Here is a 16,171-nt window from a genome sequence, read left to right as displayed (position 1 = left end):
GTCCGCTCGTACTTCGGTGGCCCATCCGAGGCCACCGCCTTGATGACGGTCGTGCGTGAGATCCCCAGCCTGCTGGCGATCTGCGCCTTCGGAACTCCCTCGCCGGCAAGCCGACGGATCAACGCCCGGTCCTCCAAAGTGATCACTCTCCGATCGTGGTGAGTGTTCACTTTTCAAGCGTCGCAACTGTTCAGATTTCGAGCGTTGTCGACAGCGGTCATGGAACTAGAGCTCTCCGGGCGAAGGTGTGTCCGTTACCCCCACCCCCGGAGCGCGCAACAGTTGCGCTCCCAGCGCGAAACTTCGACTTGTTTCGAGCCCGGCTCGCAACAGTTGCGAACTGCGGGGGGCAGGACGGACGGGCGGTCAGTCGCGCGGCGAGGACTCCAACTGCTCGAGCTCGTGCGACAACTGCTCCAGCTCCTCCCCGCCGGCCATCTGCGCCGTCAGCTCGTCCAGCGTGATCTGCGAACGCTCTCGATCCAGCGCCACACCTCCGAGCTTCAGCACGACGAAGTGACTGCCGACGAGGTAGGCGTGGTGCGGGTTGTGGGTGATGAACACGACGCCGAGGCCGGCGTCCCGAGCCTTGATGATGTACTTCAGCACCACACCCGACTGCTTCACACCGAGGGCGGCGGTCGGCTCGTCGAGGATGATCACCTTGGCGCCGAAGTAGATCGCGCGGGCGATGGCCACACATTGCTTCTGGCCACCGGACAGCGCACCCACGGGTCGGTCGAGGTCGGGGATCTGAATGCCCATCTTCGACAGTTCGGCGCCGGTGATCTTCTTCATCTCGGCGATCTTCATCAACCCGAGCGGGCCACGAATCTCCTTGCCGAGGAAGAAGTTGCGCCACACCGACATCAACGGTGCGAGCGCGAGGTCCTGGTAGACGGTCGCGATTCCGGCGTCCAGCGCCTCCCGCGGCGACTTGAACCGGGTCGGCTCGCCGTTGACCAGCATCTCGCCGGACGTGTGCTCGTGCAGTCCGGCCATGATCTTGATCAGCGTCGACTTGCCGGCGCCGTTGTCGCCCAGCACGCAGGTGACCTCGCCCTGCCGCACGACCAGGTCGACGCCGGCGAGCGCCTCGACGTTGCCATAGGACTTGCCGACGTCCTTCAGCTCGACCACCGGGCCGCGTCCGGACGCGTCCGGCGTCTTCTCCTCCAGAGGTGCGCCGATGTCGGTCATCGCTTCTCCGCCTGTCGCCGGATGTAGGTGTTCACCAGAGTGGCGAGCACCAGCATGATGCCGAGGAAGGTCTTCAACCAGTCGGGGTTCCAGCCGGCGTAGGTGATGCCGAGGTTGGTCATGCCGTAGATCAGCGCGCCGAGCGAGGCACCGATCACCGAGCCGTAACCGCCGGTCAACAGACACCCGCCGACGACCGCGGCGATGATGAAGATGAACTCGTCGCCGACACCGATGTTCGACTGCACGCTGCCGTAGTTGAACAGCGTGTGCATGCCCAGCAGCCAGGCGCAGAACCCGACGAACATGAACAGGCCGATCTTCACCTTGGTGACCGGGACGCCGACCGCGCGGGCCGCGTCCGCGTCGCCACCCGAGGCGAGGATCCAGTTGCCGAGCCGGGTCTTGGCGAGCACCAGCGCACCGAGCGCGGTGAGCAGGATCCAGAACAGGACGGTGATCTTCAGGTTCACCCGGCCGATGGTCAGCGAGGCCGCGAAGATGTTCTGCGCCGCGTCGAACCCGTCCATGTCCGAGATCCGCGGCGAGGTGACCCCGCCGGTGATCTTCTTGGTCATCGCCAAGTTGAAACCCTGCAGGATGAAGAAGGTGCCGAGCGTCACCAGGAAGCTCGGCAGCTTCGTCCGCACCAACAACAGCCCGTTGAGGAAGCCGACGAGCAACGCGACCGCGAGCGCCACGATCACCCCGACCCACAGATTCGTACTGAACTGCCAGGCGAACATCGACGCGACCAGCGCCGAGGTCGTCATGGCCACACCGGCGGACAGGTCGAACTCGCCGCCGATCATCAGCAACGCCACCGGCACCGCCATCATCCCGATGGTGGACGCGAGGTACCCGATCGTGCCGATCGCCGCCACCGAACGGAACGGGGGCGCGACGGTCAGGAAAAGGACGAGGACGGCGACCGCTCCGATGAGCGCTCCGACCTCGGGCGTGCTGAGCAGACCGGCGAGCGGCGACCGGGCCCTGACCCGGTCGTCACCCTTCGTCGTCGGTGTGGAACTCATGAATCAGCGGATGCCCTGCGAGGCGTACTTCTCGACCGCGTCGACGTTGCTCTTGTCGATGAACGCCGGCCCGGTGAGCGTCGGCTGACCGCCGCCGACCGTGCTGCCGTTGTACTTGTAGAGCCAGATCGACTGGATCGCGAGGTAACCCTGCAGCCACGGCTGCTGGTCGATCGCGAACTCGATCTTGCCGTCCTTGATCGCCTTCACCAGGTCGGCGTTGGTGTCGAACGTGCCGACCTTCGCCTTCGACGACGCCCCGTCGCGGCCCTTCAGCGCGTTCAGCGACACGTCGGCGTTGAGTCCGATGATCCAGTCGATGTTCTTGGCCTGGGAGAGCTTGGCCTGGACGCTGGTGACGATGTTCGGCAGGTTCTTGCCGTCGACGTACAGCGTCTGGGTCGAGGGGACCTTCGCCTTCACACCGGCGCAGCGGTCCTCGAGGCCGACGTTGCCCTGCTCGTGGATGATGCACAGCGGGGTGGTGGCGCCGGCGGCCTTGAGCTTGTCGCCCACCGCTTCACCGGCGGTCTTCTCCGGCTGACCGAAGAACCCGATGAGACCGAACTCCTTGGCCTTGTCGCTGCCGGAGTTCACGCCGACGACCGGGATCTTCGCCTTGGTGGCGTTGCCGACGGTGCCCTTCATGGCGTCCGGCTTGCCCAGGGTCGTGGCCACCCCGGCGACCTTCTTGTCGACGGCGGCCTGCACCAGCGATGCCTGCTTGGTGCCGTCGGGGTCGGCGGAATACTCGAGCTTGATGTTGTACGTCTTCGCGGCCGTCTCGGCACCCTTGCGGACGATGTCCCAGAAGGTGTCGCCGGGACCGGAGTGGGTGACCAGGGCGACGGTCATCGACGGGGTGTCGACGCCACCGCTGCCACCGGCCGCCTTGGAGGACGCCGATTCGGTGGCCTTCTTGCCACCGGAGTCGCTGCTGCACCCGGTGATCGCGAGCGCTGCGGCGGCACCGACGGCCGCCAGTTTGATTGCAGCCTTGCCAGTCATGGCTGTTCCTTTCCGTCACGTCCTTGGGACGGCGATGAAGAAGTGGGACTTTGTCTGCTGGCGACTATCTCAGTCGCCGCGTTCCGGCGGTCGAATCGACACGGGAAGATAACCGACCGTTGCGTGAACGTTCTGGCCCCCTTCCCCTTCCGGATCAGTCCAGCGCGATCGACATCAGGTAGCCGACCGACCGGCTGACGTCGCCGATTGGTTCCAGATCCGACCCGGCCGGATCGACGTCCAGGATCGTGTCCTGTTCGAGCACGTACCAACCGGTGTAGCCGGACGCCTCCAGACTGCGCACGATGCGATCGATCGGCACATCACCGTCGCCGAGCGGCACATACATCCCCTGCGCCACCGCCTGCATGTAGGTCAGCGAGCCCTCCTGCGCCTGCCGGGCGAGGTCGAGGCGCACGTCCTTGAGGTGGACGTGCCCGATGCGGTCGGGGTGTTGTTCGGCGATCGCCACCGGGTCGCCTCCACCGATCAGCAGGTGCCCGGTGTCGAGGCAGAGCGCGATCGACGAACCCTCGACCACCCGCAGCGCTTCTTGCCCGCTCTCGATCATCGTGCCGACGTGCGGGTGCAGCGTCGCGCGCAGACCGTTCTCGGTCGCGGCGGCGTCGATGCGATCGAGATTGTGCAGCAACGATTCCCACTGCTCCTCCTCCAGCACCGGACGGGCGTCGTAACCGTCCTGGCCGGTGGAGGCGGCGATGACGACGGTCGACGCCTGCGCCAACACCAGCGAGTCGATCGCGCTGAGCACTTCCGGCAACGGGTCGTGGTCCGGGTCATGCAGCACGACCGGCACGAACTGGCCGACCGCCCGTAGGTCGTAGGAGACCAGCGTCTCGACCTTCGCGTCCGGGTTCTGCGGCAGGAAACCGTCCGGGCCGAACTCCGTTGCCTGCAGCCCGATTCCACGCATCTGTTCGAGCACCACCTCGGGCGGCAACTGGTAGCCCCAGCCGGGCACCTCGCACACGCCCCAGCTGATCGGGGCGCCGGCGATGCGGGAGGCGAGGGCGCTCATGCCGTGGCGACCTCGTCCATCGACACCGGGCGTCCACGCATCCGCGACAGTTCGCAGGCCTCGGCGATCCGGAACGCCTCCAACGCGTCCCGCACCGTGCACGGGCTCTCCCGCAGCCCGGACGCGACGTCGAAGAACGCGGTGAGTTCGGCCTGGTAGGCGGGCAGGAAGCGGTCCATGAAGTTGGTGTGCACCGGCCCCTTGGGGAAGTCGACGCCGTCCTCGGCGGAGACCATCGCGAGGGTGTCGTCGAGCCCGACGCACATCGAACCCTTGCTGCCGAAGACCTCCGTGCGCACGTCGTGACCCTGGCCGTTGTAGCGGGTGGAGGAGATCTGGACGACGGTCCCGGAGTCGAGCGTGAGCATCGCGCCGCCGGTGTCGTAGTCGCCGGACTCCTTGAAGAACTCGGCCCCCTGGTTACCGCCGGTCGCGTAGACGGTGGCGACCTCGCGTCCGGACACGAAGCGCACCACGTCGAAGTCGTGGATGTTGCAGTCGCGGAAGATGCCGCCGGACGTCGGGATGTAGGACGCGTGCGGCGGGTTCTGGTCGAGGGTGTGGCTGCGGATCGTGTGGATGAATCCGAGTTCGCCGGCGGCGACGGCCTGCTGCACCCGCTGGTAGCCGTGGTCGAAGCGGCGCTGGAAACCGACGTGCACCGGGGTGTCGGACGCCTCCGCCAAGCGGGTCAGGTCGATCGTCTCGTCCAGCGTGGCGGCGACCGGCTTCTCACAGAAGGTCGGGACGCCGGCCGCGATCGCCTTGCGCAGCATCGGCGCGTGCCCCGGCGTCGGGGTCGCGATCACCAACCCGTCCAGACCGGCAGCGAGCAACGCGTCCTCGCTGTCGACCACCTCGGCGCCTATCCCATCGGCTGCCTTGCGCGCCTGGTCGCCGACGAAGTCGTAGAGCACGAGTTCGTCGACGGATGCGAGGGAGTGGAGCGTGGCGGCATGGAACGCACCGATGCGTCCCACTCCCGTCAGGCCGATGCGCATGGGGTGTCCTTCCGAGCCGTTCGAAGCAGTGGAGCGCCCGGCGGCGCCGCACTCCCAAGCTTTTCGGCCGTCCGGGAGGGTGTCAAGGATTTGTCAGAACAATTGATCATCGACCGCCATCTAGGATCCAAAACTGATACCGGCGGGTAAAGCTCCCGTCGTGCCACGATGGCCGGCATGGCCCCGTTCAAACGCCCCGCCCGCCAGGACATCGTCAGCGATCTGGTCGCCAACGTCGCCCAGGTGCAGGTCGCCATCGGCGACAAGGTGGAGGCCGGTCAGGAACTGGTGCTGCTGGAGTCGATGAAGATGGAGATTCCGGTGGTGCCCGAATGGGAGGGCACAGTCACCGATGTCCGCGTGGTGCCGGGCGACGTCGTCCAGGAGGGCGACATCCTCGTCGTCCTGGAGTGACAACCCCGCGCGGAACTAGGAGGTTCGCGAGGACTCGGGCTGCTCGGCCCACCAGCGCAACAACTCCTCGCGCGCGGCATCCTCGCCGACCGGGCCGGCGTCCAGGCGGTAGGCCAGCAGGTGCTTGTACGCGCGGCCCAGCACTGGGCCGGGCGGGATCCCCAACACGGACGCGATCTGGTTGCCGTCCAGCTCCGGACGCACCTTGCCCAGTTCCTCCTGCTCGAGCAGACGGGCGATGCGGCGCTCAAGATCGTCGTACGTCGCCGCGAGGGAGGCGGCCTTGCGCCGGTTGCGGGTGGTGCAGTCGGAGCGGGTCAGCAGGTGCAGGCGCGCCAGCTGCGACCCGGCGTCGGTGACGTAACGGCGCACCGCGGAGTCGGTCCATTCGCCGCCGCCGTAGCCGTGGAAACGCAGGTGCAACTCGATCAACTTGGTGACATCGCGGATGGTGTCCTTGTCGAAACGCAGTTCCCGCATCCGCTTACGAGCGAGCTTGGCGCCGACGATCTCGTGATGATGGAAGGACACCCCGCCACCGGACTCGAACCTGCGCGTCGCCGGCTTGCCGATGTCGTGCAGCAACGCGGCCAACCGCAGTACCAGGTCGGGTCCATCGACGACCGCGGGTGACTCCAGAGCCTCGACCGACCGCGGACCTTCCAGCGCGATCGCCCGGTCGAGCACGGTGAGCGAGTGTTCGTACACGTCCTTGTGACGGTGGTGTTCGTCGATCTCGAGCTTCAACGCGGGCAGTTCGGGGAGCACCTGCTCGGCCAGACCGGTGTCGACCAGCAGTTCGAGGCCGGCGCGCGGGTCGGGCGCCACCATCAGCTTCACCAGCTCGTCGTGAACCCGCTCCGGCGACACGATCTTGATCGTCGCCGCACGCTCGGTCATGGCCTCGACCACTGACGTCGCGGCGGTGAAGCCGAGCTGTGCGACGAACCGAGCCGCGCGCATCATCCGCAGGGGGTCGTCGCCGAAGGACACCTCGGCCGGCGCCGGCGTGACCAACTCCTTGCGGGCCAGCGCACCGAGTCCGTCGTAGGGGTCGATGAACTCCAGCGACGGCAGCCGCATCGCCATCGCGTTCACCGTGAAGTCCCGGCGGATCAGATCGTCGTTCAGGTTGTCGCCGAACGCCACGATCGGCTTGCGGGTCACGCCGTCGTACGCGTCCGCGCGATAGGTCGTGATCTCGACCTTCCACTGCCCCTTCTGCGCACCGATCGTGCCGAAGTCACGGCCGACGTCCCAGGTGGTGGACGCCCACGGTTTCAGCAAGGCCTCGGTCTGCTGCGGCGAGGCAGACGTGGTGAGGTCGATGTCGACGCTTCCGCGCCCCAGGAACGCATCGCGCACCGGGCCACCGACGAGCGCCAGTTCGTGGCCGGCACCGGTGAAGATCTCACCGAGTTCGGTGAGTAACTTCAGATGGGGCGCGAGGTGGGTGACCGCACGCTCGCGAAGAGCGCGCAGCGACGCCGCTGACTGTGCTGCGGACGGCGCGGCGGACTCTGGGGTCGGGGAGGGGGACTGCTGATCGGGCACCTCCAAAGGTTAGGTCGAAGTCTTCTACCGGGCCGCATCGCCTGGTTACAGTGAACAAATGACCCTCCAAGTTCCTCGAGCCAGTCGCCCGCAGCGGCGACTGCCGTCGTTGGAGGAGATTTCCGCGGGTGGAGTGGTGATCGACGTCCGCTCCGGAGCCGCCTGGCTGGCGCTGATCGCCCGCTACAACCGAGCCGGACGCCTGGAATGGTGCCTGCCCAAGGGTCACGTCGAGCCCGGCGAGACGCTAGTCGAGACAGCAGTGCGCGAGGTCGCCGAGGAAACCGGCATTTACGGTCGCGCCCTGGTCACGCTCGGCACCATCGACTACTGGTTCAGCACCCCTCGATTTCGGATCCACAAGCGAGTGCACCACTATCTTCTCGAGGCACTCGACGGCGAGATCACGGTCGAGAACGACCCCGACCAGGAAGCCGTCGACGCGGCCTGGTTCCGGCTGGACGAGGTCGATTCCCGACTGACCTTCGCCAACGAGCGCCGTATCGCCCACATGGCCTGGCGCCGGCTTGCCGGTTGACCGGCCGATCGACCCGCGATCGGAGACCGTGCAGCCCTCCTCGTTCCCGCGACGGGCACGGACGTTGTCCCTGCTCGTCATGTGTCTTGTGGTGCTCGGCGCGCTGTCCGTCCCGCCGACGCTCGCGGCCACGAAACCTGCGACGGCGGCGGCCCAGACCGACATCCGCATCGGACTCGATCCGACCGCCGTGCCGATCGTCACCGGGGACGACGGCGTCGATGTCGTCGGGTCGATCAGCAACGACTCCGACACCGCGATCGACGACGGCACCGTGCACGTGGCTCTGTCCGGAGCGCTGCTCGACACACCAGGGGCCGTCTCGACATGGGAGGCCGGACGCTCCCAGGCAAAACCCGAGACGGTGGCCAGCGTGTCGGTGGGCGCGATCGCACCGGGCGCCGTCCGTCAGTTCCGGGTGAAGATTGCGGCGGCACGCATCCCGTGGAAGTACCAGTTGGCAGCACTGCCGATGACCCTACGGCTGACCGAGGGCCGCACGGTCACCTCCGCGTCCACCCGTTCCTTCACCCGCACCACCCTGCAGATGCAGCGCGGCGCAGTCGATTCCCCGCTGAACATCGGCTGGGTGATCCCGCTGACCCTGCCCGCCGATCCCGCGCTGTTCGGCCCGAGCGGACCGGATCGTGACCAGGCCTGGGCCCGCGCGATCGGGCCGGGCTCCAGGATCGATCAGCTGATCACCGGGCTGGCCGACCAACCGGTCACCTGGCTCATCGACCCGATCCTGCTCGACCCACCGGCCGCAGCCGACGACAACGTCCCGGCCGGCACCATCGACGACCCGGCCACGTCCACCGACACCTCGGTGGGATCCGACCAGGCCCGGCGTGATGACGCATCCCCCACGCCCTCCGCCACTGCTTCCAGTACGCCGTCCGCCGTCTCGTCGACCACACCGTCCGCCACCTCGTCGCCCACCTCGTCGCCCACCTCGTCGCCCACCTCGTCGCCCACCTCGTCGCCCGCTGCGTCGGCGGACCCGAGCCCGTCCACGAGTGCCTCTGCGACGGCGTCTAGCGGCGAACCGGATCCGAGCGAGTCCACACCGACCTCGGACCCGACCAACCCGCCGCCGGCGGACCCCATCCCGTCCAACACCGTCGAGACCCTCACCGCCGAGCTGCTGACCAAGCTGCGTGGCCTGCCGTCGGACCAGACGATCTGGTGGAGCGGCTACGACGACCCGGACGTGCTGACCTTGCTCCAGCGCGATCCCGCTTTGCTGCAACGGGATCTGCGTCGTCCGCTGCCCCCCGCCCTGCGGGCACTGAGCACGCAGCGCGCTGTGTGGCCCCAGGGTGAGGTCGGCGCCGGCGACGTGCGCAGGATCGCCGGCGCATGGACGTCGGCCGGACAGGCGACCCCGATCGTGGTGCTGCCGCGTCGGGCCGCGGCGGACCCGAGCGCACCGGTCACGGGCAGCGTCCGGAAGGTGGCGGGAACCGGAGGCGTCGTGCTGTACCACGAGGACCTCAGCGCCACCGTGAGCTCGGCCGGCGGCGACCCCGGACTGCGGGCGGCGAAGTTCCTTGCGTCGTCGATCGCGATCTACCAGCAGGCGCCCGGCAGCGACCGGAGCCTGACCGTCGCCGTCCCGAGGCAGGCCACGACGTCCCCGGCGGCGATCAAGGCGACGATCGGGGCGATCCGCAGTTCGGCCTGGATCTTCGACCTGGCCGGTGGTGCCATGAACGGCACGGATCCCAAGGCCCTCTCGACCGCACTGCTTCCTGCACCGGCGAGAGGCCCCGCTTACCCACCCGTGGCTGCGAGTGCCCTCAGCCCGGAGTTGATCGACCGCCTGGGGCGCCAGCGGCGGCGGGTCAACACCCTCGGCACCATCCTGGTCGACTCCGGTGATGTGGTCGACGCCCGTCACCGTGCCCTCGATGTCATCGGCTCGACACGGTGGCGCGGCCACCCGGGCGCCCTGCAGATCGTCAGCCGCACCCAGTCCGATTCGCTGCGAGCGATCTCGGGCAAGGTCAGCGTCAACCCCTCGACGGTGAACTTCTTCGCCGATTCAGGACGCCTGGCGATCACGATCGTGAACGATCTCAATCGCGACGTGCACGATGTCGTCCTGCGACTCCAACCCCGCAAGTACCTGCTGCGCATCGGCAGTCAGCCCGCGCCGCTGGACCTGCCGGCAAACTCCCGGATCGCCGTCCGCAGCGAGGTCGAGGCGATCTCGCCCGGACGCGTCCAGGTCGACGCCCAATTGACGAACGCCGACGGTGCACCGATAGGCGACCCGAACGAGGTGACCCAACTCGAGATCAACGTGCGTCCGACGTCCACCTGGATCTACTGGGTGCTGGGTATCGTGGGCGGGCTGGTGCTGATCTTCGGACTGTGGCGCAGCCTGCGCCAGGGCCCGCGACGCACCACGCTCGATCCGACCAGCACCAAGGCGACCCCGCCGGACGCGATCGTCGCGACCGCGCCGAGTCGCATCGGGCAGCCGGACCCCGACGACGAGTCCCCGACAACGAAGGCATCACCACCCGATGAGCGCTGAGGCATCCAGACCGTCCGTTCTGCGTTCGAGCGCGGTGATGGCCGCGGGGACGATGGTCTCCAGAGTTCTGGGTCTGGTCCGCACGATCCTCCTGGCCGGCGTCCTCGGCGCGACCACGCCGGTCGGTAACGCCTTCGCGACCGCGAACACGCTGCCGAACATGATCTACATCCTGCTCGCGGGCGGGGTGCTCAACGCCGTGCTCGTGCCGCAGATGGCGCGGGCGCTCAAGCACGACGACGGCGGCCAGGGTTACACCGACAAGCTGCTCACGCTGGCGATGTCGATCCTGCTCGTGGTGACGATCGTCTTCACGGTCTCAGCCCCGCTGGCGTACTTCGTCATGGACTTCTCGGGCGCCACACCGACGACGCTCGGTATCGCGTTCGCCTACATCTGCATTCCGCAGATCATGTTCTACGGGATCTACACGCTGCTGGGCGAGAACCTCAACGCGCGCGGCCGGTTCGGTGCGTTCATGTGGTCGCCGGTGCTGGCGAACGTCGTCGCGATCGCGGGCCTGGTCTGGTTCTGGTTGGGCACGCACCCGGACGAGGTCGCCGACCCCGAGCGGTGGACCTGGAAGATGATCGCGGTCCTGGCCGGTAGCGCCACGCTCGGCATCGTGGCCCAGGCGCTCGTGCTGATCATCCCGCTGCGCCGTGCCGGGTACACCTTCCGACCCAACTTCCACTTCCGCGGTGTCGGGCTGCGCACGGCCTCGACCATCGCGATCTGGGCGTTCGCCGCGGTCATCGTCCAACAGTTCGGTCTGATCGTCAGCACGAACGTGCTCAACGCCGTGCCGGAGGGGTTCGGCGGAACCCTGGCCCAGCAGACGGCCTTCCTGCTGTTCATGCTGCCGCACTCGATCGTGACGATCAGCCTGGTCACCGCGCTGTACACCCGGTTGTCCCACGCGGCCGCCGAAGGACGCACGACGGCGGTCAAGGACGACCTCGACACCGGGCTGCGGCTGTCGTCGCTGGCCAGCATCGCGGTCACCGTCGGCTCGCTGGTGTTGGTGCGTCCGCTCACCGAGGCTGTCTGGGGTCCGGTCGACGGCGCCGCGATCGGCACCATGACCATCGCAATGATGCTGGGTCTGGTGCCGTTCACCGTGTGCGTGCTGGTGCAGCGCGTGTTCTACGCCTACGAGGACGCGAAGACGCCGTTCTGGATGCAGCTCGGCTGCACCGCGGTGGCCGTGGTGCTGACCATGTTCGCGCTCCTGCTACCGAACGCCTGGATGGGCCCGGGCGTCGCGTTCGCGCAATCGGTCAGCTACCTGGTGCAGGCGGTGATGGGCTGGTTCCTGCTGCAGCGCCGCATCGGACACATCCCGATCACCGGGGCCGTACGCACCTACCTGCGTCTGACGGTCGCCGCGATCGTGGCGGCGTCGGTGGCCGCGATCGCCCGTTTCGGTATCGAGTCGGTGCTGGGCGACGGACGCACCGGCAACATGGTCACCGTCCTGGTCGGCGGCGGGCTGTTCCTGCTGGTCTACATGACCCTCGGCCGCCGGTTCGGGGTGAGCGAGATCAACCAGCTGCTCGACCCGGTGCTGTCCCGCATCCCCGGCCGCGCACGACCCGCCGCCACACCCGCCGCCACACCCGCCGCCACACCGGCCGAACCGCAGTCCGGTACGCCGGAGCAGAACGAACAGACAGAACAGATGCTGGACGAGGCTGCGACCGGGGAAACGGTCGCTGCGGCGGCCATTCCACCGGAACGGCGCTACTTCGCCCCCGACGTCGACTCCACGCAGACCGTCCCCGTGGGCGGCCAGGACTACTCGGGTTCGGCCCGTCCGCTCGACCTGCGGATGCCGTTGCCGCGGGTGACTGCCCGCGTCGACCGGCCGAACTCCGACGATCACACTCGCAGCCACACCCGGAACGGCTCTCCGGAGAACCCACGGTCCGCGGCGGACGCGCCGACGAACCTTAAGATGGGCCAGGCTGCGGCAGGGGAGACGCCGACAGGTGCTCACGAGACGGCTGCGACCAACCGGTCCACGAATGAGGGAGAACACGTGCAGGGCATCGAGTCCGGCCAGGAACTGGCCGGCCGCTACCTCGTGCGTCAGGCCATCGCGTCCACCGATCTGAAGCAGGTCTGGACCGCGACGGACCAGACGCTGAGCCGCGACGTCACGGTCACCGTGTTCGACGCGAACGGCGAACACGCTGCCGCAGCACTCGACTCCGCGCGCCGCGCAGCCGCCGTGGAGGACCGCCACCTGCCGCGAGTTCTCGACGTCGGCACCCAGGACGACATCTCCTACGTCGTGTCCGAAGCGCTCGGTGGTTCGGAATCGATCGCGTCGATGCTCCAGTTCGAGCCGCTGCCGGCCGAGGAGGCCCGCCGCATGGTCGGCGAGGCAGCGACCGGTCTGCACGTTGCCGCCGGGCGCGGTCTGCACCACCTCGCGCTCACACCGCACGAGATCGTCCGCGGACACGACGGTTCGGTCTACGTACTCGGTACCGCCACCGAGTCCGCGCTCGCCGGTGCGGATGACGTGCCGTCGGCCGACGCGTCCCGCCAGGACACCGTCGGGCTCGTCCAGGTGTTGTATGCGGCCCTGACGGGTAAGTGGCCGGGCGAGGACGAGGTTCGCGGAGTACCGTCGGCGGCCCGAAACTCCGACGGTGACGTCGCGCCGGCGACCTCGCTGCGCCGCAATGTCCCCAAGGACATGAACTCCCTGTGCCTCGCGGTGCTCGGCGACGACGCGGGTCCGCGGACACCGGGCGAACTCGCCGCACAACTGGCGCCGTGGTCGTCGGAGATCGTGCGCGACGAACCCCAGGAACAAAGCGTCGCGGCAAAGCCCGACAACACCGACGAACTGTCCAAGGCCGGTGCCGGCAAGACGGGTGCCGGCGGTGCCGCCGGTGCCGCCGGTGCGGCTGCGCTGGGTGCGAGCGCCGCCACGGGTCGCCCGTCCTCGGTGGTAGGTGGCTCCGACCACGACGACAGCAGCGACGACAGCAGCGACGACAGCAGCGACGACAGCAGCGACGACACCGCGCACTTCACCCCCGCGCCGACCGACCCGGACGCGACCCACACGTTCGACGCGACGGCGATGGCCGACCAGCGCCGTGCGGACGACGACTACGACCCGTCGTTCAGTGAACTCGACCCGCCGCTGCCGATGCTCAACACCGGCCACGACGACCCCGACCACGACACCAGCAAGCTGGCTCTGGCGATCGTCGCGGCATTCTTGGTGGCTGCGCTGGTGCTCGGCATCATCGGTATCAGAGGCCTGTTCACCGGTGGTGGGGACGATGCCGACAGCGCCTCACAGCGTCCGGGCGTCACCACGTCCGCGCCGTCCGGATCCGGCACGTCCGGCGCTGCATCACCCTCGACTCCGTCGACTCCCCGTGGTCAGAAGCTTCCCGTTCAGTCGGTCACCAGCTTCGACCCGCAGGGCGATGGTGACGAGCGCAACGAACTGGCGAGGAACGTCCTCGACGGCAACGTCGACACGGTGTGGATGTCTCAGGTCTACGGCCGCGCCGACTACCAGGGCGGGCGCAAGAAGGGCGCCGGACTGCTGCTCGACCTGGGCAAGCCGACACAGGTCGGATCGGTGAAGATCCACACCGTCAACAACCCGTCGACCATCCAGGTCTTCGTGACCGACCGGAAGGATTCCGTCGAAGGGCTGCAGCCGTTCGGTGAGATGACGGACAAGGTCGGCGAATACACGGTCCCGGGAAAGACCCCGGTGACCGGCCGGTACGTCATCCTCTGGGTGACCAAACTGGCCGCCGGCAACCTTGGTGGTTTCCGGGAGCGCATCGCAGAGGTGGAGGTTCTTTCGTGACGCACCTGGAGGATCTGGGGCAGCGGACGGACCGTGACCTGCTCGCGGCCCACTGTGCCGGTGACGCAGACGCCTTCGGCGAGCTGTTCAAGCGGCACAAGGATCGCATGTGGGCTGTCGCCGTACGCACCTGCCGCGACCCGGAACTGGCGGCGGACGCCGTCCAGGACGGCTTCATCTCCGCCTTCCGGCGGGCCGACTCCTTCCGTGGCGACGCGCAGGTGACCACCTGGCTGCACCGGATCATCGTCAACGCCTGCCTCGACCGGTTGCGCCGGGTGAAGCCGACCTCCGAACTGCCGGAGTACGAGCTCGCCGACCGCCGCGACGCGCACTCCAGCACGGTCGTCCGACTGGACGTCCAGGAAGCGCTGGGCAAGATCCCGGAGGCGCAGCGGCTGGCGCTCACGCTCGTCGACATGCAGGGCATGTCGGTCGCCGAGGCGGCCGAGGTGCTCGAGGTCGCCGAGGGCACGATCAAGTCACGCTGTGCGCGCGGACGTGCCGCACTGGCCGAACTGCTGGTCGACAAGCACGGCGAGGGTTACGTCCGCTGACGCTTCTACACCTGTAGTCGAGGGATCCGAGCGTGGCGTCCTTGACCCGCATGGGCGGATCGTCGCGGCGGGCCGACGACATCGGACGACAAAATGAGTTGAACCCGCACGGAACCAAACCGGAACCTGGGAACGTCGGACCACCTGACAGGCCTGGAGCACACCCTTGTGCTGCAGTCACTCGGACCGGTGAACGCGCCGGGACGACGGACATCACGGAAGGAACGACGTGAGCATGAAGCCACCTCAGGGGCTTGACGCTGCGTTCGAGGACGACCCGCACGGCGTCCGCGAACTGCTGCGCGGCCTGCCTGCTCCCGGCCCGATGCCCGCCGACGTGTCCGGCCGTATTCGTGACGCGCTCGCGCAGGAGCGCACTCCTGCCGATGGCGAGTTGCATGGCGTCGACATCGGCCACTACGGCGCACCATCCGATGACGAGCGCGTCCGTGAACTGCTGCGCGAGTTGCCCGACCCCGGCCCCATGCCCGCAGGCATCACCGACAGCATCCTCGCCGCGTTCGCCGCGCAGCGATCGGGCCACCGGTCGACCGACGACAGCACGGACGAGAACGCCGATCCCAGTGGAATCCGCGACCTGCTGCGTGAACTGCCCGACCCGGGTCCGATGCCGACTGCGGTGTCCAAGCGCATCGAGTTCGCGCTGGCCGACGAGCGCGCGACTGCGCACGACGCCGACCCGACCGGAATGCGCGATCTGCTGCGCGAGTTGCCCGAGCCCGGGCCCATGCCGAGTTCGGTCGCCGACCGCGTCGAGGCTGCGCTGGCCCATGAAGCCGGCCGCCGTGACGAGCGCCCGGACAACGTGACCCCGCTGCGCGGCCGTACCGGTGGTTCCCGGGCGGCGTCCACGCCGCCGGCGACTCGACGCACCGGCATGCTGCGGCTGGTCGGTGGCGCGGCTGCGGCCGCTGTCGCGGGTGTGATCGCCTTCGGTGCCTTCCAGTCGATGGACAACGACGCTCCGCCCACCCAGGCTGTGCCCACCAAGTCGGTCGACGCCACCAACGTCGCCGACAAGGTGCACGTCACCAGTTCGGACAAGAACTACACCGCGGCGTCGTTCCGGACCGACGCGGCCGCGCTCGCCAAGGCGGACGTCGGGCCCGGCCTGGCGCCAGCGGACGCGAACAAGCTGGGGTCGGTGGCGACCAAGGACGGCGCGCTGAGCTGCGCGTCCGCCATCGGCAAGGGAGTGCTGGACGAGTCCTCTCGCATCACCGTCGACATCGCCCGGTACGAGAGCAAGCCGGCCCTGGTCGTCGTCGTCACCAAGGACGGAAAGTCGACCGGTTGGGTGCTCAACCGCAACTGCGATTCCAACCAGGCGCCGGTCGCCGGTCCCACCCAGGTCTGATCTGCTCGCGGGTGCTCACCCGGTGATCGGTGGGGGAATGATTCCCGCCTACC

13 protein-coding genes are annotated in these 16,171 nt (G+C 68.2%); 6 read left to right on the top strand and 7 right to left on the bottom strand.

Features of this window, described 5'->3' with window-relative positions:
• From ACYU8W_RS12005 to ACYU8W_RS11980, 6 genes are all read right to left on the bottom strand, one after another.
• Positions 1 to 137, bottom strand: a 137-nt coding sequence (locus ACYU8W_RS12005) for a helix-turn-helix domain-containing protein (protein ID WP_499469348.1), incomplete at its 3' end; no start/stop codon positions are given.
• Between the two features lie 229 nt (positions 138 to 366).
• Entirely contained in the window at positions 367 to 1,200 is an 834-nt protein-coding gene (locus ACYU8W_RS12000) for an ATP-binding cassette domain-containing protein (RefSeq protein ID WP_499469342.1), read from the bottom strand.
• On the bottom strand, positions 1,197 to 2,234 hold the full coding sequence (locus tag ACYU8W_RS11995; RefSeq protein WP_499469341.1) for an ABC transporter permease: 1,038 nt from the start codon (positions 2,232 to 2,234) through the stop codon (positions 1,197 to 1,199). Before ACYU8W_RS11995 ends, ACYU8W_RS12000 begins: the two co-directional genes overlap by 4 nt.
• Before the next feature lie 3 nt (positions 2,235 to 2,237).
• Positions 2,238 to 3,242, bottom strand: a complete 1,005-nt coding sequence (locus ACYU8W_RS11990; RefSeq protein WP_499469339.1) for a substrate-binding domain-containing protein — start codon at positions 3,240 to 3,242, stop codon at positions 2,238 to 2,240.
• Between the two features lie 154 nt (positions 3,243 to 3,396).
• Complete coding sequence (locus ACYU8W_RS11985; protein ID WP_499469336.1) at positions 3,397 to 4,281, bottom strand: TIM barrel protein; 885 nt, start codon at positions 4,279 to 4,281, stop codon at positions 3,397 to 3,399.
• Positions 4,278 to 5,282, bottom strand: coding sequence for a Gfo/Idh/MocA family protein (locus ACYU8W_RS11980; RefSeq protein ID WP_129626338.1), 1,005 nt, complete (start codon positions 5,280 to 5,282; stop codon positions 4,278 to 4,280). Before ACYU8W_RS11980 ends, ACYU8W_RS11985 begins: the two co-directional genes overlap by 4 nt.
• 177 nt (positions 5,283 to 5,459) lie before the next feature.
• Here ACYU8W_RS11980 and ACYU8W_RS11975 point away from each other — a divergent pair, with 177 nt between their 5' ends.
• Positions 5,460 to 5,696, top strand: a complete 237-nt coding sequence (locus ACYU8W_RS11975) for a biotin/lipoyl-binding carrier protein (protein WP_129626340.1) — start codon at positions 5,460 to 5,462, stop codon at positions 5,694 to 5,696.
• Positions 5,697 to 5,711: 15 nt separating this feature from the next.
• On the opposite strand, the gene ACYU8W_RS11970 is transcribed toward ACYU8W_RS11975, so the two are convergent.
• Positions 5,712 to 7,250, bottom strand: a complete 1,539-nt coding sequence (locus tag ACYU8W_RS11970) for a CCA tRNA nucleotidyltransferase (protein ID WP_499469333.1) — start codon at positions 7,248 to 7,250, stop codon at positions 5,712 to 5,714.
• Positions 7,251 to 7,308: 58 nt separating this feature from the next.
• On the opposite strand from ACYU8W_RS11970, the gene ACYU8W_RS11965 reads away from it, so the two are divergent.
• The 5 genes from ACYU8W_RS11965 to ACYU8W_RS11945 all read left to right on the top strand — a co-directional run bounded on the left by ACYU8W_RS11965 (position 7,309) and on the right by ACYU8W_RS11945 (position 16,118).
• Positions 7,309 to 7,788: an NUDIX hydrolase gene (locus ACYU8W_RS11965; RefSeq protein WP_129626344.1), complete on the top strand. Its 480-nt coding sequence runs from the start codon at positions 7,309 to 7,311 to the stop codon at positions 7,786 to 7,788.
• Positions 7,789 to 7,852: 64 nt separating this feature from the next.
• Positions 7,853 to 10,333, top strand: a complete 2,481-nt coding sequence (locus tag ACYU8W_RS11960) for a DUF6049 family protein (protein WP_499469331.1) — start codon at positions 7,853 to 7,855, stop codon at positions 10,331 to 10,333.
• On the top strand, positions 10,323 to 14,183 hold the full coding sequence (gene murJ, locus ACYU8W_RS11955; RefSeq protein ID WP_499469329.1) for a murein biosynthesis integral membrane protein MurJ: 3,861 nt from the start codon (positions 10,323 to 10,325) through the stop codon (positions 14,181 to 14,183). The genes ACYU8W_RS11960 and murJ overlap by 11 nt, the downstream gene beginning before the upstream one ends.
• Positions 14,180 to 14,740, top strand: coding sequence for an RNA polymerase sigma factor SigM (gene sigM / locus ACYU8W_RS11950; RefSeq protein WP_499469327.1), 561 nt, complete (start codon positions 14,180 to 14,182; stop codon positions 14,738 to 14,740). The genes murJ and sigM overlap by 4 nt, the downstream gene beginning before the upstream one ends.
• 235 nt (positions 14,741 to 14,975) lie before the next feature.
• A complete protein-coding gene (locus tag ACYU8W_RS11945) occupies positions 14,976 to 16,118 on the top strand; it encodes an RsmA family anti-sigma factor (RefSeq protein ID WP_499469325.1) in 1,143 nt (380 codons plus the stop codon).
• Positions 16,119 to 16,171 lie beyond the last annotated feature (53 nt).

The sequence above is a fragment of the Yimella radicis genome (genome assembly GCF_054778255.1).
The sequence above is the reverse complement of the archived record's forward strand: the minus strand, read 5'-3'. Positions and strand labels throughout refer to the sequence as shown.